The organism is Caballeronia insecticola, assembly GCF_000402035.1.
GTDB lineage: Bacteria > Pseudomonadota > Gammaproteobacteria > Burkholderiales > Burkholderiaceae > Caballeronia > Caballeronia insecticola.
Window position 1 is genome coordinate 1 of sequence record NC_021289.1, and the last position, 25,874, is coordinate 25,874.

The 25,874-nt window shown below is 63.4% G+C and carries 25 protein-coding genes; 15 read left to right on the plus strand and 10 right to left on the minus strand.

What is annotated here, in order from left to right:
- Positions 1 to 103: 103 nt before the first annotated feature.
- The 4 genes from BRPE64_RS24690 to rpoD all read left to right on the plus strand — a co-directional run bounded on the left by BRPE64_RS24690 (position 104) and on the right by rpoD (position 6,217).
- Complete coding sequence (locus tag BRPE64_RS24690) at positions 104 to 1,282, plus strand: ParA family protein (protein WP_016347646.1); 1,179 nt, start codon at positions 104 to 106, stop codon at positions 1,280 to 1,282.
- Positions 1,283 to 2,254, plus strand: coding sequence for a ParB/RepB/Spo0J family partition protein (locus tag BRPE64_RS24695; protein ID WP_144063536.1), 972 nt, complete (start codon positions 1,283 to 1,285; stop codon positions 2,252 to 2,254).
- Positions 2,255 to 2,573: 319 nt separating this feature from the next.
- Complete coding sequence (locus BRPE64_RS24700; protein WP_232519319.1) at positions 2,574 to 3,896, plus strand: replication protein O; 1,323 nt, start codon at positions 2,574 to 2,576, stop codon at positions 3,894 to 3,896.
- Between the two features lie 323 nt (positions 3,897 to 4,219).
- Positions 4,220 to 6,217 carry an RNA polymerase sigma factor RpoD gene (rpoD, locus tag BRPE64_RS24705; protein WP_016347649.1) on the plus strand — a complete coding sequence of 666 codons (1,998 nt, stop codon included), beginning with the start codon at positions 4,220 to 4,222 and terminating at the stop codon, positions 6,215 to 6,217.
- A 106-nt stretch (positions 6,218 to 6,323) separates the two neighbouring features.
- Here the strand turns inward: rpoD and BRPE64_RS24710 are convergent, their stop codons facing one another.
- Positions 6,324 to 6,683 (minus strand): hypothetical protein, encoded by a 360-nt coding sequence (locus BRPE64_RS24710; RefSeq protein WP_016347650.1) that lies wholly within the window; start codon positions 6,681 to 6,683, stop codon positions 6,324 to 6,326.
- A gap of 332 nt (positions 6,684 to 7,015) precedes the next feature.
- On the opposite strand from BRPE64_RS24710, the gene BRPE64_RS32005 reads away from it, so the two are divergent.
- Positions 7,016 to 7,759 (plus strand): Bll5312 protein, encoded by a 744-nt coding sequence (locus tag BRPE64_RS32005; RefSeq protein WP_016347651.1) that lies wholly within the window; start codon positions 7,016 to 7,018, stop codon positions 7,757 to 7,759.
- Between the two features lie 22 nt (positions 7,760 to 7,781).
- On the opposite strand, the gene BRPE64_RS24720 is transcribed toward BRPE64_RS32005, so the two are convergent.
- Together BRPE64_RS24720 and BRPE64_RS24725 are read right to left on the minus strand one after the other, a co-directional pair.
- The gene (locus tag BRPE64_RS24720; protein ID WP_016347652.1) at positions 7,782 to 9,329 is read right to left on the minus strand and encodes a methyl-accepting chemotaxis protein; all 1,548 of its coding nucleotides are present in this window, start codon (positions 9,327 to 9,329) and stop codon (positions 7,782 to 7,784) included.
- Positions 9,330 to 9,489: 160 nt separating this feature from the next.
- Complete coding sequence (locus BRPE64_RS24725; RefSeq protein ID WP_016347653.1) at positions 9,490 to 10,194, minus strand: glutathione S-transferase N-terminal domain-containing protein; 705 nt, start codon at positions 10,192 to 10,194, stop codon at positions 9,490 to 9,492.
- A gap of 375 nt (positions 10,195 to 10,569) precedes the next feature.
- Here BRPE64_RS24725 and BRPE64_RS24730 point away from each other — a divergent pair, with 375 nt between their 5' ends.
- A complete protein-coding gene (locus BRPE64_RS24730; RefSeq protein WP_016347654.1) occupies positions 10,570 to 11,067 on the plus strand; it encodes a hypothetical protein in 498 nt (165 codons plus the stop codon).
- 110 nt (positions 11,068 to 11,177) lie between these two features.
- On the plus strand, positions 11,178 to 11,945 hold the full coding sequence (locus BRPE64_RS24735; RefSeq protein WP_044043651.1) for an SDR family oxidoreductase: 768 nt from the start codon (positions 11,178 to 11,180) through the stop codon (positions 11,943 to 11,945).
- A gap of 25 nt (positions 11,946 to 11,970) precedes the next feature.
- On the opposite strand, the gene BRPE64_RS24740 is transcribed toward BRPE64_RS24735, so the two are convergent.
- Positions 11,971 to 12,201 (minus strand): hypothetical protein, encoded by a 231-nt coding sequence (locus BRPE64_RS24740; RefSeq protein WP_016347656.1) that lies wholly within the window; start codon positions 12,199 to 12,201, stop codon positions 11,971 to 11,973.
- 215 nt (positions 12,202 to 12,416) lie between these two features.
- On the opposite strand from BRPE64_RS24740, the gene BRPE64_RS24745 reads away from it, so the two are divergent.
- From BRPE64_RS24745 to BRPE64_RS24775, 7 genes are all read left to right on the plus strand, one after another.
- Positions 12,417 to 14,471 carry a sigma-54-dependent Fis family transcriptional regulator gene (locus BRPE64_RS24745; RefSeq protein ID WP_044043652.1) on the plus strand — a complete coding sequence of 685 codons (2,055 nt, stop codon included), beginning with the start codon at positions 12,417 to 12,419 and terminating at the stop codon, positions 14,469 to 14,471.
- A 201-nt stretch (positions 14,472 to 14,672) separates the two neighbouring features.
- Positions 14,673 to 15,728 carry an ATP-NAD kinase family protein gene (locus BRPE64_RS24750; RefSeq protein WP_016347658.1) on the plus strand — a complete coding sequence of 352 codons (1,056 nt, stop codon included), beginning with the start codon at positions 14,673 to 14,675 and terminating at the stop codon, positions 15,726 to 15,728.
- Positions 15,729 to 15,752: 24 nt separating this feature from the next.
- Positions 15,753 to 16,748: a thiamine pyrophosphate-dependent dehydrogenase E1 component subunit alpha gene (locus BRPE64_RS24755; protein ID WP_016347659.1), complete on the plus strand. Its 996-nt coding sequence runs from the start codon at positions 15,753 to 15,755 to the stop codon at positions 16,746 to 16,748.
- 18 nt (positions 16,749 to 16,766) lie between these two features.
- Positions 16,767 to 17,783, plus strand: a complete 1,017-nt coding sequence (locus tag BRPE64_RS24760) for an alpha-ketoacid dehydrogenase subunit beta (RefSeq protein ID WP_016347660.1) — start codon at positions 16,767 to 16,769, stop codon at positions 17,781 to 17,783.
- Positions 17,783 to 18,901 carry an acetoin dehydrogenase dihydrolipoyllysine-residue acetyltransferase subunit gene (locus tag BRPE64_RS24765; protein WP_016347661.1) on the plus strand — a complete coding sequence of 373 codons (1,119 nt, stop codon included), beginning with the start codon at positions 17,783 to 17,785 and terminating at the stop codon, positions 18,899 to 18,901. The genes BRPE64_RS24760 and BRPE64_RS24765 overlap by 1 nt, the downstream gene beginning before the upstream one ends.
- 119 nt (positions 18,902 to 19,020) lie before the next feature.
- Entirely contained in the window at positions 19,021 to 19,782 is a 762-nt protein-coding gene (locus BRPE64_RS24770) for a lipoyl protein ligase domain-containing protein (RefSeq protein ID WP_044043653.1), read from the plus strand.
- A 41-nt stretch (positions 19,783 to 19,823) separates the two neighbouring features.
- Complete coding sequence (locus BRPE64_RS24775; RefSeq protein ID WP_144063537.1) at positions 19,824 to 20,654, plus strand: beta/alpha barrel domain-containing protein; 831 nt, start codon at positions 19,824 to 19,826, stop codon at positions 20,652 to 20,654.
- 5 nt (positions 20,655 to 20,659) lie between these two features.
- On the opposite strand, the gene BRPE64_RS24780 is transcribed toward BRPE64_RS24775, so the two are convergent.
- From BRPE64_RS24780 to BRPE64_RS24790, 3 genes are all read right to left on the minus strand, one after another.
- Complete coding sequence (locus BRPE64_RS24780; protein WP_016347664.1) at positions 20,660 to 21,184, minus strand: glycine zipper family protein; 525 nt, start codon at positions 21,182 to 21,184, stop codon at positions 20,660 to 20,662.
- Between the two features lie 49 nt (positions 21,185 to 21,233).
- The gene (locus BRPE64_RS24785) at positions 21,234 to 21,578 is read right to left on the minus strand and encodes a hypothetical protein (protein WP_051180546.1); all 345 of its coding nucleotides are present in this window, start codon (positions 21,576 to 21,578) and stop codon (positions 21,234 to 21,236) included.
- A 186-nt stretch (positions 21,579 to 21,764) separates the two neighbouring features.
- A complete protein-coding gene (locus BRPE64_RS24790) occupies positions 21,765 to 22,520 on the minus strand; it encodes a DeoR/GlpR family DNA-binding transcription regulator (RefSeq protein WP_044043215.1) in 756 nt (251 codons plus the stop codon).
- 75 nt (positions 22,521 to 22,595) lie between these two features.
- On the opposite strand from BRPE64_RS24790, the gene BRPE64_RS24795 reads away from it, so the two are divergent.
- Entirely contained in the window at positions 22,596 to 23,174 is a 579-nt protein-coding gene (locus BRPE64_RS24795; RefSeq protein WP_016347668.1) for an NUDIX domain-containing protein, read from the plus strand.
- A gap of 7 nt (positions 23,175 to 23,181) precedes the next feature.
- On the opposite strand, the gene modC is transcribed toward BRPE64_RS24795, so the two are convergent.
- Genes modC through modA form a run of 3 tightly spaced genes read right to left on the minus strand, consistent with a single transcriptional unit; the run spans position 23,182 to position 25,761 of the window.
- A complete protein-coding gene (modC, locus tag BRPE64_RS24800; protein WP_016347669.1) occupies positions 23,182 to 24,327 on the minus strand; it encodes a molybdenum ABC transporter ATP-binding protein in 1,146 nt (381 codons plus the stop codon).
- On the minus strand, positions 24,320 to 25,000 hold the full coding sequence (gene modB / locus BRPE64_RS24805; protein WP_016347670.1) for a molybdate ABC transporter permease subunit: 681 nt from the start codon (positions 24,998 to 25,000) through the stop codon (positions 24,320 to 24,322). The genes modC and modB overlap by 8 nt, the downstream gene beginning before the upstream one ends.
- Positions 25,001 to 25,008: 8 nt before the next feature.
- On the minus strand, positions 25,009 to 25,761 hold the full coding sequence (gene modA / locus BRPE64_RS24810) for a molybdate ABC transporter substrate-binding protein (protein WP_044043216.1): 753 nt from the start codon (positions 25,759 to 25,761) through the stop codon (positions 25,009 to 25,011).
- Between the last annotated feature and the right edge of the window lie 113 nt (positions 25,762 to 25,874).

Genomic DNA, 25,874 nt, shown 5'->3' on the forward strand with positions numbered 1-25,874 from the left:
CTTGAGGTTTACCGGTTCGCCGTTTATTCTTCGGTTTGCAGCTTGTTTTCCACAAACCGAAGAATTATTTGCTTACCCAGGCCCGCCAGTGACTGCGAACTCCATGTTAAGCGCTCGGCTTCCCGAAGTCGATCAATCCGTTTCGATCGAAACGCTACTGGGAGTGGCCGCCCAAGCCACTGATATTCTCAACCAGATCCGCGATGCAATGTTGGAGCCGTATCCGCGCAAGAGCGCGCCGACATTCACGAGCTCCCAGGTGGCGTCGCTGTGCGGCATCGACAAGCAGCGGTTTCAATACCTGACCACCAAGGGTGATCTGCCCGCCGGGACGTCGAAGGGTGCGGGCCGAAGCAAGGAATTCACGCTCGAGGAAACCTTGAACTGGATCCGCGCGACGAAAGAACGTCCGCGCCGGCCCGAGGGCAAGCGCGGACGCATTGTGACGGTGGCCAATTTCAAGGGCGGTGTCGCCAAGACGACCACGGCCGTGTCCGCTGCGCAAGCGCTGACGCTGCTCGGCCGCCGGGTGCTCGTCATCGATTGCGATCCGCAAGGCACTACCACGCAGCTATGCGGCTGGGCGCCGGACGCCGAAATCTCGGACGATCAGACGCTGCTGCCGCTCATCTACGGCGATCGCGAGACCTTGCACTATGCGGTGCAGGAGACCTACTGGCACAACCTGGATCTGATTCCGGCGTCGTCGTCTCTCTTCGACGCCGAGTTCGAGATCCCGGCCAAGGTCCTGAACGACAGCACGTTCGAATTCTGGGAGATCGTGCGTCGTGGCCTGATGCCGCTCACCGACGAGTACGACGCCGTGATCATCGACACGCCGCCCGCGCTCAGCTACCTGACGATCAACGCCCTGCTGGCATCGGATGCAATTCTGCTGCCCTGCCCGCCCGAGGCGCTCGACTTCGCCAGCTCCACACAATTCTGGCACCTCTTCGCCGATATCGCGAAGAAGCTGCCCGGCGTGCTGGAGCAGAAGCGTTTCGACTTCGTCAACGTGATCCTGACCAAAGCCAAGTCCGACGACGTATCGCGCGTCGTGCGCGGCTGGCTGCAAAAAGCATACGGCGATCGCGTGCTGCCGTTCGAGATTCCGGAGTCGACCGTTCCCAAGGGCGCATCGGCGCAATTGTCGACCGTCTACGACCTGTCGAAACCGGATGGCAGCACAGCCGCATATAACCGATTCAAAGAGCCGCTCGACCGGCTCGCCGAACACCTCGACGCGCAGTTCGTTCGCGCTTGGAATCAGACGGAGGCGTAAATGGGTATCGGGGACAGACTCCTCGCGAAAACCGCGAACATCGGCAGCAAGCCTGCGGATGGCTTGCAGCCGCGGCCGGCCAGTACGGAGGCACGCACATCGCCGGGCCGCTTGATGGATGCGCAACATCGCATCAATACGGCGCAGGCACGGATCAAAGAACTCGAGGTGCAACTCGAAGAGCGGGCGGCACTCGAGGTGCCGCTCGACTCGCTTATTGAGGTGCGAGGGCGTCGGCGCAAGCTGACCTCGGAGCAGTTTCAGGAGCTGAAGAACAACCTCGCCCAGCATGCGCTCGCCACGCCAATTTTGGTGCGCGTACTGCCGGATGCGCGATTCGAGATCATCGCCGGACACAATCGCGTCGCCGCGTATCGCGATCTTGGTCGCACGACTATTCGCGCAAACGTGGCTTCTATCGAAGAAGGCGAAATCGAGTTTGCAGCGTTCTTCTCGAACCTGCTGTCGCCGTCGCTTACCGACTTCGAGAAGTATTGGAACTTCAAGCGCCTTCAAGAGTTGAGCGGGCTTTCTCGTACCGAGATTTCCGAAAGCGCGGGTTTGAGCAAAAGTCATGTCACGCGCATTTTTTCGTTTGACGCACTTCCCGAAGCAGCCAAGACGGCGCTCGCCGAGAAACCCGAACGACTGGGAAGCAACGCGGCGCAAAAACTTGCGGCGCTGACCGAGGCAGGGAAGTCGGACAAAGTGGTCGAGGCAGTTCGCCGCCTGATCGACGACGAAAGCTTTACTCAGGATAAGGCGGTTGCGTTTGCCGCAGAGAAGCCGCGCACCGTGGCGCCGAGTGCGACTGTTGTTCGATCGGGAAGAAGGAAGGTCTGCGAGATTTCAACTCGCAACGGCGTCGTCGGCGTTCGTTTCTTCGAGAAAGATTCGTCAGACGTCGAGCAGTGGGGGCAGCGCATCGCCGATTTCATCAACAAAACGTTGAGCGAGTCGGAGCAGGAGTGAAGCTCTAGTAGGTTTTCTTTTTAAATCAGACACTTACCAGAAACGCCGCAAGTACGGTTAGATCGACCCTAGTAGAAACTCTTGTTAAATCAACCACTTGAAGAATTCGCAACAAAGAGGTCTCTATGTAACTAGCAAACGCTAGAAAGACAAAAGCCTTCGGCGCCAACCGAAGGCTTTTGAATATCGGGCTTTACTGCTGATCGCCCGGTCCGCTTCCCGACGCCAATCGGGTCACGAGTGCACACCTCGAAGTTTAGCGGATCGCGATGGGCAGTCAAGCGTTTGTCCTCCATTTTTCGAAATGGACGCATTTGACATGCTTATCGCGCAACATTCCGTTGCAGGCGAGGTCACTTCTCGCCTGCAGAATCCTGAAACGCCGCTCGAGACAGACGATCGAGAGGCGCTCGAAGAGTACGCGTGTGATCGATCGAACCTTCCTTGGGTCATCTTTCGCGCTGCTCATCGGGCGAACCACACGTCGGCGCTTCCCGCTCGCGCTCGTGGCTTGCTTGCAGCGCTCGCACGTACCGTGGATGCCGCGCGCCCTTACGCCGCTATCTTCGCGCGCAGGGAATTGCTAACCGGTCGAGCCATGCAGTCGATGCGCACGTTCTATAGAAGCCTGGACGATCTGGAGAAGGCGGGATTCATCACCCGCCCGCCGCAGAAACGTTATGGCGACGCCGGCCTGTTCGGGCGTGCCTATCTTCACCTGACGTCGAAATCTGCCGAATTGCTCGGGTTGATCGAACCTGCCGCCGAAACCGTTTCGTCCGACGACGCGCGCGCGGAGCAGGTCACGAAGCCCGAACTGGATCCTTCATTTGCCGTCCCGTCTGCCACGATGGCAGACGGCGCTATATATAAGGATCTATACCCTATTCATCAAAAGGGACAACCAGGCACCGTCCCGGCTGACCTTCAGCGCCTGCTGCCTCTGGGATTTCGTGAATTTCTCGTTTTCAAACTGATGCGCGAAGCCAAGCGCCACGGCAAGCTTCTTTCGGATGTCGTCGAAGCCAGTTGGGAACACCTGCGCCGCGCGACCTATCCGATCAGCTACCTGCGCACGCTCCTGCGCGCCCCAGTCGATTTCGCCTATCGTGTCCGCACGCAGCGCGTCGCCGTCATCGAGCGGACGGAGCAGCGTCAACGTGCCGAGGAGGTCGCTAGCGAAATTGCGGATCTCAGAGGCGAATCGTTCGTGAGCCGGGATGGTCTACGCAGCTATCGGATTTCCGACGACGCCAAGACGATCGTCATCAAGCATCGTGAAGAAGCGCAGCCGCGCGTGCATGCGGGCAACTGGGCGCGTGAATTCCTTGGCGCCGTACGTGCAGGCCAAATCGCCCGGGCGATGCCGCCCGCGCCTGAAGCCTGCGACACGTTCAATCGCCACGAACAAGCGCCGACACACGGCGATCTTCAAACCGTCCAGAATCGCGCGACGCCGAATCGCAATTTCCGAAATGAACTCAACGATTTGAAGCAGATTCTTCGCTTGAAGCAAGCCGGTTTCGCCCCAACTAGAGAACCAAGGGCCGCTGCAGAACCGCGTAGCAAATCAGCGAAACCGTTGTTTCCGCTTGATTCGTTATTGCGAGCAATATCCGGCGAAGCAGCGCCTGGCGCGTGAACACGATCCTCTTCGGCGACGATCGTGGTGACATCGCGCAACAGCCACAAAGGGCGCATTTCATCAGATGAAATGCGCACGTAACGCACACGAAGAAACTTTTTGAAACAGGTGCTGCGCCGCAGCAGATACTGATATACTCTAAGGTTGCGCCTGATAGGGCGTTTCAAAAACGCTAACCGCGCGTGATTGCGGTTCGTGTGCTTTGCTCGATGCGATTTTCAGCAGCCGTCCGTGGTCGAAGCTGTCATCGATATCATCGCGAGCCGTTACGCTCGCTCCGGGGATCTGTCGTCGCCGAGCAAACCTGTCGAGGAGAAAGTATGGCAAGTTTTGATCGGGAAGATTCGGAGCTGGACATCGTCGCGCCGGCGCGCAGGTCAGCAGGCCGACGGGCGAAACAAGGCAAGGGCCAGACCGGCACGATGCAGCCCGATGTCGCAATGACCGCGGAGCAGAATGAAGAGCGTCAGCGTCAAATGCGCGCGCTCATCCAGTTGGGCAAGGAACGCGGCTACCTGACGCACGCCGAGATCAGCGACCACCTGCCGGATAACTTCGCCGAAACCGCGGCGATGGAAACGATCGTCAGCACGTTCAACGACATGGGCGTCGCTGTCTACGAGCAGGCGCCGGATGCCGAAACGCTGCTGCTGAGCGATAACGCCCCGAGCGTCGTCGCGGACGAGCAGTCGGAAGAGGAAGCTGAGAACGCGCTGTCAACGGTCGATTCGGAGTTCGGCCGCACGACCGATCCCGTACGCATGTACATGCGCGAAATGGGCGCGACCGAGCTGCTCACGCGCGCCGGCGAAATCGCCATCGCGAAGCGTATCGAAGACGGTCTGCACGAGATGATCCAGGCGATCGCGGCATGTCCGTCGACCGTTGCGACCATTCTCGCGGACGCGGCGCAAGTCGAGTCGGGCGAACTGAAGATCGACGATCTGGTCGACGGTCTGAAGGAAGAGGATCTGGAAGAAGAAATTTCGGCATCCGATGCAAACGACGCAACCGAGATCGATACGGATACCGAAGAATCCGACGATGATTCGGACGACGAAGACGATCTCGAGGGCGGCGACGCCAGCGCATCGAACGAAGCGCGTCTCAAGCAATTGAAGGCGGATTGCCTCGAAATCTTCGCACGCGTGCGCGAGTTGGCGGAACAGGCCAGCGCGCCGAAGGGTTCGGGCGCGGCGGCGGCGAAGGTCGTCGAAAAAGCGCGTGCCGAGATTCAGCGCGAACTCGGTTCGATCCGCTTCACGGCGAAGACCATCGACCGTTTGTGCGTCGACGTTCAGCAGCAAGTCGCGCAAGTGCGTGAGATCGAGCGTCGCGTGCTGCAGATCGCGGTGGACCGTTGCGGCATGCCGCGCGAGAAGTTCGTCGAATCGTTCCCGGGTCACGAGACCGATCTCGAATGGACGACGCGCGCGGCCGGTGCGAAGCAATACGGCGCGTCGCTCGAGCGCAGCCTGCCGGCTATCCAGGCCGAGCAGCAAAAGCTCATCGACATCGAGAGCATGGTGCAGATGCCGCTCAAGCAACTCAAGCAGATCAACCGTCAGATGACGGCTGCCGAGTTGAAGATGCGTCAGGCCAAGCGCGAGATGATCGAAGCGAATCTGCGTCTCGTGATTTCGATCGCCAAGAAGTACGTGAACCGCGGCATGCAGTTCCTGGATCTGATCCAGGAAGGCAACATCGGTCTGATGAAGGCGGTGGACAAGTTCGAATATCGCCGTGGCTGGAAGTTCTCGACGTACGCGACGTGGTGGGTGCGTCAGGCCGTGACGCGTTCGCTCGCCGATCAGGCGCGCACGATCCGCGTGCCGGTTCACATGATCGAAACGATCAACAAGCTGAACCGCATTTCGCGCGAGATCTTGCAGCAGACCGGTCAGGAAGCGCATCCGTCGGTGCTCGCCGAGCGCATGGAAATGCCCGAGGAAAAGATCCGCGGCATTCTCAAGATCGCGAAGCAGCCGGTGTCGCTGGAAACGCCGGTCGGTGAAGATGCCGACGCAACGCTTGGCGACATGATCGAGGATCAGGGCGCGACATCTCCGGCGGAAGCCGCCGTGCATGCAAACATGCGCGCTGCAATCGACGACGCGCTCAACGCACTGTCGCCGCGCGAAGCGAAGGTTCTGCGCATGCGTTTTGGTATCGACACGGCGTCGGACTACACGCTCGAAGAATTGGGCAAGCAGTTCGACGTGACGCGCGAGCGTATTCGTCAGATCGAAAGCAAGGCCATGCGCAAGCTGATGCATCCGAGCCGCGCCGACAAGCTGCGTCCGTTCCTGGATCGCTGATCTTGCCGGCGGCCTGATCGAAAGATCGGGCAGGCTCGACAACGCGTGCCGCCTCAACGGGCGGCACGCGTTTTTTTATGCGCGCGAATTCTGAGCGCGAATTCGATCAACCGCGCGCGGCGCCTTTCGGCGCACCGGTCGACGCGCACGCCTTCAGCGCGACGATCGCCTTGTTTGCGAGCGCGAGCGTTTCCTCGCACGCGAGCCGGTCGCGGAAGATCGAGCAGCCGCCGCCCGCGTTGACGCGCGCGACCGCGTTGCGCACCTTGTCCAGCGCCGATTGCGGCGAACCCGTGTCCTTGATGATCGAGGCGATGTCGAACGCGCTGCCGGCATCGGTCTCAACGTAGCCCGGACATTGCGTCTGCGCATGAGCCGCAGCGCAAATCAGTCCGATGGCGGCGATGGCTGGAAAGCGTCGCGGGCGGAGAGCGCGAGCCGAAAGGGAGAAGGAGAGAGTATTCATAGGCGTCACCACCCTTGAACATCGAACTTGAGCATCGAACAAGTCTTTTCGAAGGCGCAAGGCGTGCAGCGGTTGTCCACAGTTTCGCTGGACAAGCATGTGGATATCCTGAGCATCGCCGGGCCAAGGCATTGATGCGTAACGCATTTCACCTGACGTGTGAAATTCGCGCGCGTCGCACGTCATTGTGAACCCGTTCGGCGATTTTCGTCGTCGTGCCAAAAATGCCACCGCTCGTATGGCCGCGAATGCGGGGGTGCGCGCAGTCGGCATCCGTGACATAACCTCCGCAGTGCGCGCCGGCGCCCGAAACACTTCGGAAGGAGACAGACATGGCCAACATCAAAATTTCCGTCATCAATGCGAGCACCGTTCTGACGGATGACGAAGTGAAGGCCGCCGTGCCGGCCTTGCAGACGCAGGTCAGCAAGCATTTCGCGCCCGCTTGGGGCATCGACGCGGATCTCACGTTCGTCAAGAAAAAGGGCAAGCCCGCGCCGGGGACCTGGTGGCTGTCGATCCTCGACAACTCCGATCAGGCGGGCGCGCTGGGCTATCACGACGTGACCAACGAAGGCCTGCCGCTCGGCAAGGTGTTCGCGAAGACCGATCAGCAGTACGGCAACAAGTGGACGGTCACCGCAAGCCATGAACTGCTTGAAATGCTCGCCGATCCCGACATCAACTTGACGGTATTCGTGCAGCCGAACGCCACGCAAGGCGTGCTCTATGCCTACGAAATCTGCGATGCCTGCGAAGCCGACGATCTCGGTTACGACATCGACGGCGTGCGCGTATCGGATTTCGTGTTTCCGTCGTGGTTCGAGACGTCGCGCAAGGCGGGCAGCGCGCAGTTCGACTACTGCAAGCATCTGAAAAAGCCTGTTCCGGCGATGTTGCCGGGCGGCTATATCGGCGCGTTCAACGTGAGCGCGGGCAGCGGCTGGAATCAGATCACCGCGCAAGGCCACCCGGCGACGTATCAGATGCGCGCCAAGGTCGGCACGCGCCGCGAGCGCCGCAGGACGCCGCGCGATCAGTGGATGGCCAGCGCGGCGACCTTCAAATCGAAATAGCCGACTGGCCGATGCCGAGCGCCTAAACCTGAAACGCCTGCACGGTCAGTCGAAGTTCGCGCGTCTGTGCGTCGAGCGAGAGCGCGGCGCTTGCCGCCTCATTGACGAGCGCGGCGTTCTTTTGCATCAGGCGATCCATCTGCGAGACGGCGTCGTTCACTTCGTCGATGCCGCCGCTTTGCTCGCGCGAAGCCGTCGCGATGGCTTCCACCAGGTTCGACACGCCATCGACGGAATCGAGCAGATCGGCGAGTGTCGTGCCCGCGCGTTTCACCGTCGAGCCGCTCGATTCGACCTGTTCGTTCACTTCGCGCGTCAGTTGCGAGATTTCCTTGGCGGCGCCCGCGGAACGCCGCGCGAGCGCGCGCACTTCTTCCGCGACGACCGCGAAGCCGCGCCCGAGCGACCCCGCCCGCGCCGCTTCGACGGCCGCATTCAACGCGAGCAAGTTGGTCTGAAAAGCGATCGATTCGATGACGTCCGTAATCTGCCCGATCTGCGACGAACGCGCGGACAGATCGGTCATGCGCGCGATCGCGTCAGCGACGGCGCGCTCGCCGTCCTTCGCGCGCGCCGACGCTTCGCGGGCGAGCTCGCGCGCGCGATTCGCGTGATCGGCGTTGGCGCGCACCGTCGTCGCGATCTGCTCCATGTTCGCCGAGGTTTGCTGCAGGCTCGCGGCGTGTTCCTCGGTGCGCGCCGAAAGCGCGTGATTGCCCTCGGTGATGTCCGCTGCAGCGATGCCGATGGTGTCCGTGGAGCGCTTGATGTCGCCGACCATCGACGCGAGCTGGCTGCGCATGAGGCGCATCGCGTGCATCAGGCTTTGCGTGTCGCCCGGAGCGACGGGCACGTCCGTCAGCAGATCGCCTTGCGAGACGCGTCGCGCGATGCTCGCCGCGACCGCCGGTTCGCCGCCGAGTTGCCGGATCAGCGTGCGCGCCATCGACAGGCAAAGCCAGCCGACCAGCGCGACGCCCGCGACGACGCACGCGCCCACCGTCCATTGCACGATGCGGCTCACGCGCTGGGCGTCGTCGTATTCGCGTTGCGCGGCGGTGAGCTGAAAGGCGCGCAGTTCGGTGCTTTCCGCCTTGACGCGCCGGGCGGACGGCTCGATCTGCTGCGTCACGATCCACTGCGCTTCAGAAAGATTGTTCGCGGCGAGCAGTTTCGCGGTCGGGCGAAAACCCTTGTCGCGCAGCGCGGCCCAGTCGGCGGCGAGGCGCTTGGCGAGTGGCGCTTCGGTCGCGTCGAGCGGATAGCGCAGATAGCGGGCGAGCAGGGCATCGACGGAGTTGATGCGCTGCTGCGTGGCGGCCACGACGGTCTGCGTTTTCTGCGCGGACGGGTCGAGCACGGCGTCGCTGATCGAGAACTGGCTTTGCGTGATGAATTCGTCGATGGTCGAAATGGTTTGCAGCGCCTGCGCGCGGCCTTCGAAGACGTGACGCAGCGCGGCATTGCCTTGCTGGACGCCGAATAATCCGACGCCGCCGACAGCGACGAGCACGGCGGCAACCGCGCCCGTGACGATCGCGAGGCGCGCCTTGACGGTGAGCTTTGACATGTTCCGGTAGAGGAGATGATTGCGCGAGGAAGTCCGGGACCGGCGCGCGGCATGGCGCGAGCCGGTGAATCATCAGACGTTTTCGAAGAGCGCAATCTACCGGCGCATCAAGACGGTTGTGTGACAACCGCGCCCGCGCCGAAACGCGGGCAAGGTGGCATCAGTTGCGCTTCGGAATGTCGAGCCCGCGCTGCACGGCCGGCCGCGCGACGAACGCCGCGAGCACGCGCTCGACGTTCGCGAATTCGTGAAAATCGACCAGTTCGCGCGCCTCGTAAAAGCCGATCAGGTTGCGCACCCACGGAAACACCGAAATATCCGCGATGGTGTATTCGTCGCCCATGATCCAGTCGCGCCCGTCGAGCCGTTGGTCGAGCACGGCGAGCAGTCGCTTCGATTCGGCCACATAGCGCGCCCGCGGCCGCTTGTCCTCGTACTCGCGCCCGGCGAACTTGTGAAAGAAACCGACTTGCCCGAACATCGGCCCGATGCCGCCCATCTGGAACATGAGCCACTGCAGCGTCTCGTAGCGTTTCGCGATGTCGTCGGGCATGAAGCGGCCGCTTTTTGCCGCGAGATAAACCAGAATCGCGCCCGACTCGAACAGCGGAAGCGGCGCGCCGTTCGGCCCGTCCGGATCGATGATCGCGGGAATCTTGTTGTTCGGATTCAGCGACAGAAACTCGGGCGACAGCTGATCGTTCGCGTCGAAGCGCACGAGATGCGGCTCGTAGGGCAGGCCGGTTTCCTCGAGCATGATCGAGACTTTCACGCCATTGGGCGTCGGCAGCGAATAGAGCTGGATGCGCTCGGGATGCTGAGCGGGCCATTTGCGGGTGATCGGGAAGTCGGCAAGTGCGGTCATGTAAGGTCCTCGAAGGTCGAAGCGCCGAATATAACCATTTCGCGAAAATCGTGTTTCGCACCGGCGAAGTGCGGGCTGTCATCGGGCGGACGCATCGAAAAGAAAAGATTGAGGGATCTCGTACAGACGCCCGTGGTCGAAGCGCAGAATCTGTATTTGCCTCGACTACAAAAACGATTGTAGAAGTCACTTACGAGTACGAGGATTGCGCGAAGCGCCACGGTCGAAGACGTCAACCAACAAATACGAAACCAAGCCCTTGCGGGAACAATGCAGCGCGCGCGACGTTCGGGCCGGTTTGCTGGCTCGCTTATTGCATCGAGACGGTTGCCCGAGCATCCGTGTCGGCCTTACGAACCGTTGGTTACCGCTGCCATGAAAACCGTTCCTCTCGCAACGCTTACCGCATTTGCTGCCGTGGTCGGGGGACTGCTGCCCAGCCTGTGCGACGCGGCATCTCTCGACAGTCAACTCGATTGCAAATCCAGCGCGCATCGTTTTATTGCGCCGCTCGTCGCCGATAAATCCATCGACGCACGCCCGATGCGCGTCGAGGCCAACTCCGTCAACGCGTTCAAGCCGACTCAAGGCAGCGAGCTGACGGCATATGGCTTTCGCGTCTATGCCGTGCTGGGCTACGAGCAGGGCGACGACATGTTCAAGCGCGGCAGCGGCCAGCCGATCAACGATTCCGCGTACGGCGTCGTGGTGCTCGCGGCGGCCGAAACGGTCGAGGCGAAAGTGCGGGAATCGGGCAGCACGGCGGTTGTGAAGCAGATCGTGCCGATGATGATGACCGCCGTTTTCTGCGACGGCAGCGGCGTGCGCGCGACGGCTGGTCCGGTCACGACGGAAGCGTCGCGCAATCGTTGATGCGAGGGTGACGCGGTAAAAGGCGCGGCGCTACATCGCGCATTCGCCGATAATGTTCTCCCAATTCAAGCGCGCACCTGTTGCGCGCGACACAACAGGAGAACGCCGACATGTCTGACGCAGCCAACCAGTCTCAACGAATCGCCATCGTTACCGGGGCGGGCAGCGGCATCGGCCGGGCGGCGGCGCTGGCCTTGCTCGGCGACGGATGGTCGGTCGTTCTGGCGGGAAGGCGCGCCGCGCCGCTCGACGCCGTGATCAACGAAAGCGGTGCCGCCGGTCGCGCGCTCGCCGTTCCGACCGATGTCTCCAATCCACAGTCCGTCGAACAACTCTTCAAGGCGACGACCGAGCGCTTCGGCCGCGTCGATCTGCTGTTCAACAATGCAGGTGTTTCGAATCCGCCGGGACCGTTCGAGGACTGGACGCCCGAGCAATGGCAGGGCGTCGTCAACGTCAATCTGAACGGCATGTTCTATTGCTTGCAGCAGGCTTTCCGCACGATGAAAACGCAAACGCCGATGGGCGGTCGCATCATCAATAACGGCTCGATTTCCGCCAGCGCGCCGCGCCCGAATTCGGCCGCTTACACGTCGACGAAACACGCGGTGCAAGGCCTCACGAAAAGCGCCTCGCTCGACGGCCGCAAGTACGACATCGCGGTCGGTCAGATCGATATCGGCAACGCGCTCACCGAGTTGTCGGAACGCATGTCGCGCGGCGTGCCGCAGGCGAACGGCGAGATTGCCGTCGAACCGATGATGGACGTGAAGTTCGTCGGTCAGTCGGTACTGTACATGGCGAATCTGCCGCTCGAAGCGAACGTGCTGTTCCACACCGTGATGGCAACGAAAATGCCGTTCGTCGGGCGCGGCTAAGTTTCGCGGCCGCTGTCGAACCTTCCTATGCCGTGCGATACCAGACGCGAATGCCCGAATACCAGTGGCTGACGCTGGTATCGTCGCCGGCGCCGAACGTCGAGAGGCTCTCGACGTTCAGCACATCAATTCCGCTCTCTTCAATCCACTTGTTTGCGCGCTCGACGAGCGCCGTGCCGTTCTCGTACACGTTGCCTTTGATGATGTGATGCTGCACGACCTTCCGCTCGAAGTCTTCGTAAGCGATCTTCGCCATCGTTCATCTCCCGTTTTTTGATGCGGATGCGCCGGTCGTCAGGCGCGTGTTTTTGCTGCGGCGCAGCGCTCTCGCCGCATGACGCGTCCTGCCGATTCGAGCATCATATGTCCTGATACACGCTCGTGCGAATCGGTGAATTCCGCGCTCGCGCGCAGACGACGAATGCGTGGCCCAAGTACCCGGCGCGTCACGGAGACACCAAGGAGAGCACGATGGACATGCGGCAACGCGAGCACATCGAGGCAGTCGTCGCGGCAACCACGCGTGCGGATGCGGCCGTATCCGCGCCCGCGCCGCTGCGTGCGCACGAGAGCATCATCGAGAGTTCGTGGCGGCGCTGCGTGCATCAGTACGGGCTCGATCCCGCGCGCATGCAGGAGGCGCGCATTCTGCCGCAGACGCGTCTGCGCGAGCATCAGCAACGTATCGACGATTTCGCGCGCATTGCGCGCCACGGGCTCGAAACGCTGTACGAGCAAGTCGCGGGCATGGGCTATGTCGTGCTGCTTACCGACGCGCTGGGCGTGACGGTCGATTACATCGGCGACACGAACACGGATTTCGCGCTGCGTCGCGCCGGGCTCTATCTCGGCGCGGAATGGAGCGAAACGGGCGCGGGCACGTGCGCGGTCGGCACGGCGCTCGCCACGGGTCAGGCGCTGACCGTGCATCAGGTCGACCATTTCGACGCGACGCACATTCCGCTCACCTGTACCGCCGCGCCGCTCTACGATTCGCGCGGCACGCTCGCCGCGATCCTCGACATTTCCGCGCTCATGTCGCCGCAAGCGCGCGACAGCCAGAATCTCGCGCTGCAGCTCGTGCGCATTTATGCGGGGCATATCGAGAACGCGAACTTCTTGCGCACGCATCGGCAGGACTGGATTTTGAAGCTGAACGCGTCGCCGGAATTCGTCGATGTCGATCCCGAATATCTGATCGCGCTCGACGCGGGCGGACGCATCGTCGGACACAATCGCCGCGCGCAGACGATGCTCGCCGCGGAAATCGGCCGGCCGATCGCGCCGGGCGTGGTGACGCGCGAAGCGTCAGCGTCGCTGATCGGCGTGCCGTTCGACGCGCTGTTCGATGCACGTCTCGAAGAACTCGGTCGCTTCGTGTATTCGCGGCCGAGCGAATTGCGCGCGGTGCCGCTCGCGAAAAGCGGCGCGCTTCTGTACCTCAGCGTGATGCCGCCCGCGCCGTGTTTCACGCCGGCCGCGAAGACGTCGGACGCGGCGGATGCGGCGGACGCGCGCACGGTCGCGGTTCCCGCACCGCTCGCCGCGCTGTGCGGTGGCGATGCCGCGCTCGCGCGTCAGTTGGAGCGCGCGGCGAAGCTCGTCGATTCGCCGATCAATCTGCTCGTCAACGGCGAAACCGGCAGCGGCAAGGAGTTTTTCGCGAAGGCGCTGCATCGCGCGAGCGCGCGGCGCGCGGGGCCGTTCGTCGCGGTGAATTGCGCGGCGATTCCGGAGACGCTCATCGAAAGCGAATTGTTCGGGCATCTGCCGAACAGCTTTTCCGGCGCGGGCGCCAAGGCCAAGCGCGGCCTGATCCAGGAAGCCGACGGCGGCACGCTCTTTCTCGACGAAATCGGCGACATGCCGCGCGCGCTGCAATCGCGCTTGCTGCGCGTGCTCGCGGAAGGCGAAGTGCTGGCGATCGGCGCGTCGCGGCCCGTTTCTGTCGATGTGCGCGTGATCTCGGCGACGCATCATTCGCTCGACGCACTCATGCAGGACGGACGCTTCCGCGAAGACCTGTATTACCGCCTGAACGGCGCGCGCTTCACGCTGCCGCCGCTGCGTGAGCGCAGCGACCTCGACTGGCTGATCCGCAAGTTCCTCGACGACGGCAACGACGGCAACGACAGCACGCGCGGCGCCGTCGCGTTGTCGCCGGGAGCGCGTGAGCGTTTGCATCAGCACGCATGGCCCGGCAATCTGCGCGAGTTGTGCAACGTGCTGCGCTATGCACGCGCGGTGTGCTCGAACAATGTGATCGACGTGGACGATCTGCCCGAAGGTTTCGGCGGCACCGCCGCGCCGGTTGCACGCGTGGTCGAGCCCGCGCAGATCGTCGAAGAATTCGATTCGCACCGCCTGCCGCCCGAAGGCATGCTGCTGATGCAGTACCTGCGCGCCGCGAGCTGGAACCTGAGCGCGGTCGCGCGGCAGATCGGCGTGAGCCGCATGACGCTGTACCGGCGCATGGCGCGCTACGGCATCCGCTCGCCGAATCAGCGCGACGCGAACGGGCACTGAACGCCTGAACCCACCGATACGCCTGTCCACCTCGCGATACACCTGCCGCTGTGACACCTGTCACGGCGGCGCACCGTACACCGTCTGAATCGCCCGTTTTCTGCGGGTAATCCCTCGACTTTTCCCATCTCCAAAGCCCTTATCCGATTGGCATAAGGCTTGCCTTTATCCGCCGCACAAAACACAGAACGGAGACACGGCATGCATGACAGCGCAAAGCCGCTGGTCGGCATCATCGCCAATCCTGTTTCGGCGCGCGACATTCGGCGCGTCATCGCGAACGCGAACAGCCTGCAACTCGCGGATCGCGTGAATATCGTGCTGCGGCTGCTGTCGTCGCTGGCGTCGTGCGGCGTCGGACGCGTGTTGATGATGCCGGATCGCGAAGGCCTGAAAGTCATGCTCACGCGGCATCTGGCGCGCAAGCAAGGTCCCGATGCCGCGCTCGCCGCCGTCGAATTCCTCGACATGCCCGTGACCGCACGCGTCGACGATACCTTCCGCGCCGCCCGCATGATGCGCGAAGCGGGCGTCGATGCGCTCATCGTGCTCGGCGGCGACGGCACGCATCGCGCGGTCGTGCGCGAGTGCGGACAAGTGCCGCTCGCGGGTTTGTCGACCGGCACGAACAACGCCTATCCGGAGATGCGCGAGCCGACCATCGCGGGCATCGCGGCCGGTTTGTATGCGAGCGGGCGCGTGCCGCCTAGCGAGGCGCTCGCGTCGAACAAGCGGCTCGACGTCGAGATCCGCGATGCGAACGGCAACGTGCGCCACGACATCGCGCTCGTGGACGCCGTCATCTCGCACGAGCATTTCATCGGCGCGCGGGCGCTGTGGAAGATCGACACGCTGGCCGCCGTCTACGTGTCCTACGGCGATCCGCAGGCAATCGGCATGTCGGCTATCGCCGGTCTGCTCGAACCGCTCGGGCGTCACGACGCGGGCGGCCTCGCGATCGAACTCGCGGCGCCTGGAAAGGGCGAGTTCGATCTGCATGCGCCGATCGCGCCCGGCCTCATGGAGCCCGTGCCGATTGCGAGCTGGACGCGTCTCGCCGACGGCATTCCGCATCGCGTGAAGCAGCGCACGGGCATCGTCGCGCTGGACGGCGAACGCGAACTCGCCTTCGGCCCCGGCGACGACGTGACCATCACGCTCCGGGAAAACGCCTTTCGCAGCATCGACGTTGCCGCGTGCATGCGCTACGCGGCGGCGTCCGGGCTCATGCGTCAGTCCACGAGCACTACCCGCTAGACCAACCCAACGAAGGAGACAGAGATGACAGCAACGCAGCATGCGGGCGGCTTGCCGCTCTCGAAGGAAGAACTGCTGAGCGCCTATCGCAAGATGCGCACGATCCGCGATTTCGAGGAGCGCCTGCACGTCGATTTCGGCCGCGGCGACATTCCGGGCTTCGTGCATCTGTATGCGGGCGAGGAGGCGGCGGGCGTCGGCATCATGAGCCATCTGAGCGACGGCGACCGGATCGCGAGCACGCACCGCGGACATGGACACTGCATCGCGAAGGGCGTCGATCCGGCCGCGATGATGAAGGAGATCTACGGCAAAAAAGGCGGCTCGTGCAACGGCAAGGGCGGCTCGATGCATATCGCCGACTTGTCGAAGGGAATGATGGGCGCCAACGGCATTCTCGGCGCGGGCGCGCCGCTGATCTGCGGCGCGGCGCTCGCGGCGAAGTTTCGCGGCAAGGGCGAAGTCGGCATCACGTTCGCGGGCGATGGCGCGTCGAATCAGGGCACGTTTCTGGAAAGCCTGAACCTTGCCGCCGTGTGGAATCTGCCGGTGATCTTCGTGATCGAGAACAACGGTTATGCCGAATCGACCGCGCGCGATTACGGCACGGCGGTGGATAGCTACGTGGATCGCGCGGCGGGCTTCGGCATTCCCGGCGTGACTGTCGACGGCACCGATTTCTTCGCGGTGTACGAAGCGGCGGGCGAGGTCATCAAGCGGGCGCGCGAAGGCGGCGGCCCGGCGCTGCTCGAATGCAAGATGATCCGCTTCTATGGCCACTTCGAAGGCGATGCGCAGACCTATCGCGCGCCCGGCGAACTCGACGATATCCGCTCGAACAAGGACTGCCTGAAGAAGTTCGCGCACGCGGTCACGCAGGCGGACGTCATTGCACCGGCCGAACTCGACGCGATCGACAAGGAAGTCGCGGCGCTCATCGACCGCGCGGTTCAGGAAGCGAAGGATGCGCCGCTGCCGACCGCCGCCGATCTGCTCACCGATGTCTACGTCAAATACTAAATCTTGGAGACGACAATCATGGCCCGCAAACTGAGCATGAAGATGGCGATCAACGAAGCCATCGATCAGGAAATGACCCGCGATCCGAGCGTGATCGTGCTGGGTGAGGATATCGTCGGCGGCGCAGGCGCGGACGGCGAGAAGGACGCGTGGGGCGGCGTGCTCGGCGTGACGAAAGGACTGTACGCGAAGCACGGCGACCGGCTGCTCGACACGCCGCTGTCGGAGTCGGCGTATATCGGCGCGGCGATTGGCGCGGCGGCCTGCGGCATGCGTCCGATTGCCGAGCTGATGTTCATCGACTTCATGGGCGTGTGTTTCGACCAGATCTTCAATCAGGCGGCCAAGTTCCGCTACATGTTCGGCGGCAAAGCGGAAACGCCCGTCGTGATCCGCGCGATGGTCGGCGCGGGCTTTCGCGCGGCGGCCCAACATAGCCAGATGCTCACGCCGCTATTCACGCATATTCCCGGCCTGAAGGTCGTGTGTCCGTCGACGCCGTACGACACCAAAGGTCTGCTTATCCAGGCGATCCGCGACAACGATCCGGTGATCTTCTGCGAACACAAGAACCTCTACGGCTTCGAAGGCGAAGTGCCGGAGAACTCGTACGCGATTCCGTTCGGCGAAGCGAATATCGTGCGCGACGGCAAGGATGTGTCGATCGTCACGTACGGGTTGATGGTGCATCGCGCGCTCGAAGCGGCGACGACGCTTGCGAAGGAAGGCATCGAAGCCGAAATCGTCGATCTGCGCACGCTGTCGCCGCTCGATATCGACACCGTGCTGGAAACGGTCGAGAAGACGGGGCGGCTCGTCGTCGTCGATGAAGCGCATCCGCGCTGCAACATCGCCACCGATATTTCCGCGCAAGTCGCGCAGCAGGCGTTCGGCGCGCTCAAGGCCGGCATCGAAATGGTGACGGCGCCGCATACGCCGGTTCCGTTCTCGCCGACGCTCGAGGATCTCTACATTCCGAGCGCCGCGCAGATCGCCGACGCCGCACGAAAAACCATGAAGGGAGGGAAGCACTGATGGCCGCAATCACACCGATCGTGATGCCCAAATGGGGCTTGTCGATGAAGGAAGGCACGGTCAACGAATGGCTCGTGGAGGAGGGCACGGAGATCGCCGTCGGCATGCCGATTCTCGATGTCGAAACCGACAAGATCGCCAACGCCGTCGAGGCGCCGGACGCCGGTTTGCTGCGCCGCAGGGTCGCATCGGCGGGCGATACGCTGCCGGTGAAAGCGCTGCTCGGCGTGCTTGCGCCGTCTGACGTGAGCGACGCCGACATCGACGCGTACGTGGCGTCGTACGTGACGCCCGCCGGTGACGAGGAAGAGGGCGAGGAAGCGGCGGCCTATCATTTCGTCGATGTCGATGGCATTCGCGTTCGTTATGCCACACGCGGCGGCGGCGATGCTGGCCAGTCCGCCGTGCTGTTCATCCACGGCTTCGGCGGCGATCTCGACAACTGGCTCTTCAATCTCGATGCGCTCGCCGAGAAGCATCGCGTGTTCGCGCTCGATCTGCCGGGCCACGGCCAGTCGACGCCGAAGGTGCCGGGCACGACGCTGGCGGCGCTCGCGGGCTTCGTCGCGAAGTTCATGGACGCGGTGCAGCTCGACAAGGCGCATCTCGTCGGGCATTCGATGGGCGGCGGCATCGCGGCGCAACTGGCCGTCGATCAACCGGAGCGGGTGCAATCGGTGGCGCTGATTTCGCCCGCCGGTCTCGGCGACGAGGTGAACAACGCGTACACCGAAGGCTTCGTGACGGCGGAATCGCGGCGGGAGCTGAAGCCGGTCGTCGAATTGCTGTTCGCGAATCCGGAACTGGTGAGCCGCCAGATGCTCGACGATCTGCTGAAGTACAAGCGGCTCGACGGCGTGAGCGACGCGCTGACATCGCTGAACGGCGGGTTGTTCGCGGGCGGCAAGCAAAGCGCGCGGCCGGGCGACGGGCTTGGGGCATCGGGCAAGCCGGTGCTCGTGATCTGGGGCGCACGCGACCAGATCATTCCCGTCGCGCACGCCGAAAATGCGCCGAAGGGTGCCACCGTGCGCGTATTCGACGACGCCGGCCACATGAGCCAGATGGAGAAAGCGAACGACGTCAACAGCCTGCTGAAGGCGCATATCGGCGCATGAGCGTTCCATGAGTGCGCGCCCCGCCGGACAAGGCTTTCGACGGGGCGCGCTCGTGTTTCGCGGTTATTCGCTACCATGCCGGGATGGCGTCGCTCGCGACGCGCTCCGACATCGATTCCATGTCCTTCGAACTGATCGATTCCGCAACGCTCTCCGGCGATCCGCACGATCCGCACGATCCGCTGAAAGCCGAGGAAGCGCTGCTCGCGCGCGCGGCCGCGGGACACGCCGTCGCGCATGTCTGGGAAGCGCCCGTTTCGCTGATCGTGCCGCGCAGCTACCAGCGTTACGCGCCGCTCGCCGACGCCCGCGACGCGTTCGCCCGGCGCGGTTGTCCGGTGTGGTTGCGGCTGTCGGGCGGCGGACTCGTGCCGCAAGGTCCGGGCATTCTTAATCTGAGTCTCGCGTATCCGGTGCGCGCGCCAATGGGCGCATTGTCGGAAGGCGTCTATGTGCACCTGTGCAAGATCGTCGCGGATGCGCTCAACACGCTCGGCGTGCTGACGCACTGGCAGGCTGTCGAAGGCTCGTTCTGCGATGGCCGTTTCAACCTCGCCTGGGGTCCGGGCGGCGAAGCGCGCAAGATTGCGGGTACCGCGCAATACTGGCGGCGCGTGCCGCACGACAACGGCGACCAGCCGCTCTACGCCGTGCTTGCACACGCGGTTCTGCTCGTCGATGCCGATCCCATCGAAATCAACGAACGCGCCAATGCGTTCGAAGCGATGATCGGCAGCGGGCGTCGCTACGAAGAAATGAAAGTGGTGACCGTTGCGCAGGCGCTCGCCTACGAATGTTTTTCGATGCCGGTCGATTTGCGCGATCGGGTGCGCGCGGCGCTCGTCGAACGCGTGAAGGCAGCTTCCGTTCCGCAGCAATAAGCGGCGTAACGCACAGCGCAACAAGACGCATCGAGGTGGCCATGCCGCTCAGACGTGCTTCGAACGGGTTCTTCTTCGCGCTGTGGGTGGCCGTCTGCGCCGCGTCGCCCGAATTCCTGTGGCAAGGCCTCTTTTCGCTCTTCGGCCATTTTTCCCTGACCGACGCCGCCGCCGCGCTTTTGATCGGCGCGATTCTGGCGTTCTTCGTCGAGCCCGTGCTGGAACGTCTGCGCGGTCTCGGCGACGCGCCCGAGCATCCGCAGAAATCCCCCGCCTTTGCCGCGTGCGAGGCGTTGAGCTTTGCGGTCGTCGCGGTGTGCGTGCACGAGGCGATCACCGTGTATATCGCGGCGAGCCATTCCAACGAACAGGCCGCCGAGAATCTCGCGAAAGCCGTGGCGCAGGCGCTGCAATGGGCGGTGACGCCGTTTTTCATCACGATTGCGTGGATGGCCGCGCGCGGGCCGTCATGGATCGCGTGGCCGGTGGCGGCGCTCGCTATCGTCGTCACGACGCTCGTCGGCGTGATGTTTCAATGGAGCGCGCACGTGCTCGTGACGAGCGCGCTTCCGGCGGTGTTTGTGTTGATCGCCGGATGCATCATCGTGCGTGAACAGTGGGATGAATCGACCTTCGTGCGCTGCGCCCGCGCGACCGGTGTGATCGCGCTCGCCTGGCTGGCGCTCACCGGCACATTGCAGCTTGTGCTATGGCTCGCTCACGTGCAGGCGTTTCGCATCTACGAACGCGCGGAGTTCTGGACCGACTTGCGGTTTTATATCGGCTGGGTGACGGGGCTTGTCGTGGCGCCGGCCATGGTGCCCGGCGTTCCGGTGCGCCTGGCCGACGATAGCTGGCGCAGGCGTCGCTGACTGTTTCAGCTTGATGGAGGCGGCGGAGGCGGCATGCCCGGCGGCGGAGGAGGCGGCGCACCGTAATAGGCACCGCTCGGCTGTTGCTGCGGCATCGTCCGCATGCCGCCGCGCACCGGCACACGCTCGCCGGATGCGTACATGCATTGCAGATACGCGTAGTCGTAACGATGCTGCACGTTGTAGCCGGAAGTCTGCGCCGCGCCGACGCCGAATGCGCTGCCGGTCAAAAGACCCGCGCCCGCGCCGATGGCCGCGCCCGAGCCGCCGCCGAACGCCGCGCCCGCCGCCGCGCCGAGCGCGGTGCCGACCACGGCGCTGCCGACCGCGCTGTTGGTAGCGGCGGTATTGGCGTCCACGCCGCCGACTTGCTGATTGGCGTATTGACGGCAGTTGCCGTCGTCGGCGCGGAACTGGTCGAACGTCTTGCCGGTGCCGGGCAGCGCCATCACGCTGGGGCCGGTGGGCATCACGGTGCAGGCGGAAAGACCGAGTGCCGCGAGAAGCAGGGCGAGCCTTGAGTAGTTCATGGTGTGGTGCAAATTCGCTTCATGTTCAGTTTTTCGGACACGCGGAGCCTCAATTCGATGGCGGCGGCTGTGCCGGAACCGGTCGCCAGCCGGCGGGGCAGGTCTTCACATACGGGTAATACGCACGCGAGGCGTCGCAGTAATACCAGTTGCCGTCCGGCTGACCGGGGCCTGCAGCCGCGGGCTGGCCCTGCTCGACATACGTGACCGGCGCTTGCGGCGCGACGACCACGGGCGGCGGCGGATAGTAGTAGTACGGCTGCGGCGCGACCGGATACGGGTAATAAACCGGCCCGCCGACCCACACGCCAACGCGAGACCAGGCGTAGGCATTGGCGGCGACGCCCGCGCTCGCAACCAGCGTAAGCGCGACTAAAGCCTTCAGGCGATTCACGACGTTCTCCAGAAAAAATTGTTCGCTGAGTCGATGCCTATAACGGAAAACCAACCTCCGCTGTTGACCGCCCTTGGCGCATCTTTCAACGCTATTCCAGTTCCGGTGGAATATCAATTACACGACATCGCCTGAATTTTTCGGCGCGTTACTCGGTAAAAAAGTGTCGCAAACTGAGTCGCAAATTTAGGCGCGAAGCACGGTTATTCCGGCCTTTTCGATGGGCTCGGTCAGCTTCGCGTCGGTCGAATCCTCGACGATGACCGTCTGCGCCAGTTCGATGCCGCCGATCCGGTACGCCGACGCCGCGTTGAGCTTCGCCGCCGACGCGAGCACGACCGTTTCCGCCGCGCGGGCCGCCAGCGCCCGCTTGATGTGCGCTTCCTCGAAATCGCCGGTGGTGAGCCCGGCCGTCGGATGCACGCCGGTGACGCCCATGAAATAGATATCGGCGTGGATGTGCGACATGGCTTCCACGGCGGCGGCGCCCACCGTGACGATCGAATGCTTGTAGAGCTTGCCGCCGATCAGCACGACGTCGACCGACGCATGCTCGGCCAGCGCCACCGCGACACTCGGACTATGCGTGACGATAGTCGCGCGCAGGTTGTCGGGAAGCTGGCGCACGAGCAGCGCGGACGTGGTGCCGCCATCGACGATCACGACCTGACCCGGCGCGATCATGTCCGCGGCGCGCCGCGCGATGCGCCGTTTCGCATCGGACTCCATGTCCTGCCGGCGCGCAAACGGCGCGATGGCCGGCGACGCAGGCAGCGCACCGCCATGCACGCGTTGCAACAGCCCTTCGGCGGCGAGTTCGCGCAAGTCGCGCCGCACCGTATCTTCCGACACGCCGAAGCGCGCGCTGAGTTCGGTGGCGAGAACTTGTCCGTTGTGTTTGAGGGCGTCGAGAATCGCTTTCTTGCGTTGGCTGGTCAGCATTGTCTGCATGAATTTTCTTGATGTTGCACGAATATGCACGATACCATGAGTTCACGACATCGAACGGGAGAATCCATGCAAACCAAAGACCGCGTCCGCGTGCTCGATACGGCCGTCCTTTCGGACGACTGGTACGTACTCAGAAAAGTGACCTTCGATTTCCTGCGCCGCGACGGCGTCTGGCAGCGTCAGAGCCGCGAAACCTACGACCGCGGCAACGGCGCGACGATTCTTCTGCACGATCGCAAGACCGGCAACGTTTTGCTGACGCGCCAGTTCCGCATGCCCGCGTTCGTCAACGGACACGACGGCATGCTGATCGAGGCGCCCGGCGGTCTGCTCGACAACGCGTCGCCGGAAGAGCGCATTCGCGCGGAGGTCGAGGAAGAGACGGGCTATCGCGTGCAGCACGTCGAGAAGGTCTTCGAAGCCTTCATGAGCCCGGGATCGGTCACGGAGAAGCTCTATTTCTATCTCGGCGAATACGACCGTTCCATGCGCGTGTCGGATGGCGGCGGCGTCGCGGAAGAGGGCGAGGAAATCGAGACGATCGAAGTGCCGCTGCACACGGCGCTCACGATGATCGAGCGCGGCGAAATCATGGACGGCAAGACTATCATGCTGTTGCAATACGCCGCGTTGAAGTTGCGCTAACGCATATTCAGGCGAGCAACGACACCGCCTTCACCTGCGCCCACACCCGCATGCCTTCCACGATGCCGAGCCGGTCGAGCGAATAGCGCGTCACGCGCGCGAGCAGCGGCGAGCCGTCGATATCGAGCCGCACGACGGCCTGCGCCGGATTGCTGTCGCCCGCGATGCCGGTGACCGTCGCGGGCAGCACGTTGAGCACGCTGCTGCGTTCCTGTTCATGCGCGCCGGTGACGAGACTCACGTCGCGCGCCTTCACGGCAACGCGCATCGTTTTGCCTTCGGCCAACGGCGCATGCACGACGGTCAGCTTCGCGCGCGAACCCGGCAACGCGAGCGTGAGCAGGCCGTAGACGCTGTCGTATTTATCAACGATGCCCTCGAACACGACCGATGCATCGTCGGCGAGCGCAAGCGGCAGATCGAGACGCGCGAGCGTGTCGGAGATCGGGCCGCTCGCGATCGCGCGGCCGGCGTCGAGCAGCACGAGATGATCGGCCAGGCGCGCGACTTCTTCCGGCGCGTGGCTCACGTAGAGCATCGGAATGTCGAGTTCGTCGTGCAGACGTTCGAGATACGGCAGGATTTCGAGCTTGCGTTTCTGGTCCAGCGAGGCGAGCGGTTCGTCGAGCAACAGCAGACGCGGGCTCGTCAGCAACGCCCGCGCAATGCCCACGCGCTGCCGTTCGCCACCCGACAATCCCGCGGGCATGCGTTCGAGCAGATGCCCGATGCCGAGCAGTTCCGCTGCCTGCGACAGCTCGACGCGCCGCTCGGCCGGCCGCACGCGCTCGAGCCCGAAGCGCAGATTCTTCGTCACGCTCAGATGCGGAAAGAGGCTCGCTTCCTGAAAGACGTAGCCGAGCGGACGCTTGTGCGTCGGCAAAAAAATGCGGCGTTCGGTATCGAGCCAGACTTCGCCGTTGACGACGAGCCGTCCGTCGCGCGGCCGCGCGAGTCCCGCGAGACAGCGCAGCAGTGTGGTCTTGCCGGAGCCGGAATGGCCGAAGATTGCGGTGACGCCGCGCCCGGGCAGCGTGAGATCGAGGTCGAGCGTGAAGCCGCCTTGCTCGACGAGAAAACGCGCTTCGATGGCAGCGCTGGCGCTGCTGTGCGCGCGCCCGAGCGTCAGACTGGATGACGTGAGTTCAGACATGAGCCGCAACGGAACGCCGGCGGGAATAGAGCAGCAGAAGCACGACGAACGAGAATATCACCATGCCGCCCGCGAGCCAGTGCGCCTGAGCGTATTCGAGCGCTTCGACGTGATCGAAGATCTGCACGGACACCACGCGCGTGCGCCCCGGAATATTGCCGCCGATCATCAGCACGACGCCGAATTCGCCGACCGTATGCGCGAAGCCGAGAATCGTCGCCGTGATGATGCCCGGGCGCGCGAGCGGCAGCACCACCGTGAAGAACGTGTCCCACGGTCCCGCGCGCAGCGTGGCGGCGGCTTCGAGCGGACGGCGGCCCATCGCCTCGAAGGCGTTTTGCAGCGGCTGCACGACGAACGGCAGCGAATAGATCACCGAGCCCACGACGAGCCCCGCGAACGTGAACGGCAGCAAGCCGATGCCAAGCGACTGCGTGAGCTTGCCGACATAACCGTTCGGCCCCATCACCACGAGCAGATAGAAGCCGATAACGGTCGGCGGCAGCACGAGCGGCAACGCCACCACCGCGCCGACGATGCCCTTGAGCCGCGAGCGCGTGCGTGTGAGCCACCACGCGACCGGCGTGCCGACGACGAGCAACAGCGCCGTGGTCAGCGACGCCAGTTCGAGCGTGAGCGCAATGGCTTGGAGATCGGCGCTATCGAGCGGCATCGGCGCAATTACAGTTGATAGCCGTAGGACTTGATCACTTCGGCGGCCTTCGGACCCTTCAGGTATTCGATGAATTGCTTCGCCACCGGATTGTCCTTTCCCCGGCTCAGGATAACGGCGTCCTGCTTGATCGGCTCATGCAGATTGCCCGGCACGATCCACGCCGAGCCGCTCGTGATCTTGCCGTTCTTGTAGATCTGCGAAAGCGCGACGAAGCCGAGTTCCGCGTTGCCCGTCGCGACGAACTGCTGCGTCTGCGAGATGTTCTGACCTTCAACGATCTTCGGCTTAACTTGCTCCATGAGACCGAGTTTGTCGAGCGTCTGCATGCCGGCGAGACCGTAAGGCGCGGCCTTCGGATTGGCGATCGCGATATGCCTGAAGTCGTTTTTCTTCAGCACGTCGCCCTTGTCGTCGACATAGCCGTCCTTCGCGGACCACAGCGCGAGCGCGCCCGTTGCGTAGGTGAAGCGGCTGCCGGGCACGGTCGCGCCTTCGGCATCGAGCTTGGCGGGCGTGGAGTCGTCGGCGGCGAGGAACACTTCGAAGGGCGCGCCGTTCTTGATTTGCGCGTAGAACTGACCCGTGGCGCCGAACGATGCGACAACCTTATTGCCCGTATCCTTCTCGAAGTCCGCGGCGATGGCTTGCACGGGCGCGGTGAAGTTGGCCGCGACCGCGACCTGTACTTCACCCGCGAGCGCCGCGCTGGCGGCGACGCTCGCAGCAAGCGGCACGAACGCGGAAAGCAAAGCGCGCAAAATACGAGTCTTCACGTAAAGCTCCTTGAATCGAGTTGAAATTCTGGTTATGGATCGACTTCGGACGGCGCGTCTGGAACGGCCGCGAGCATGGGTCCGGCAAGCCGTGCGGT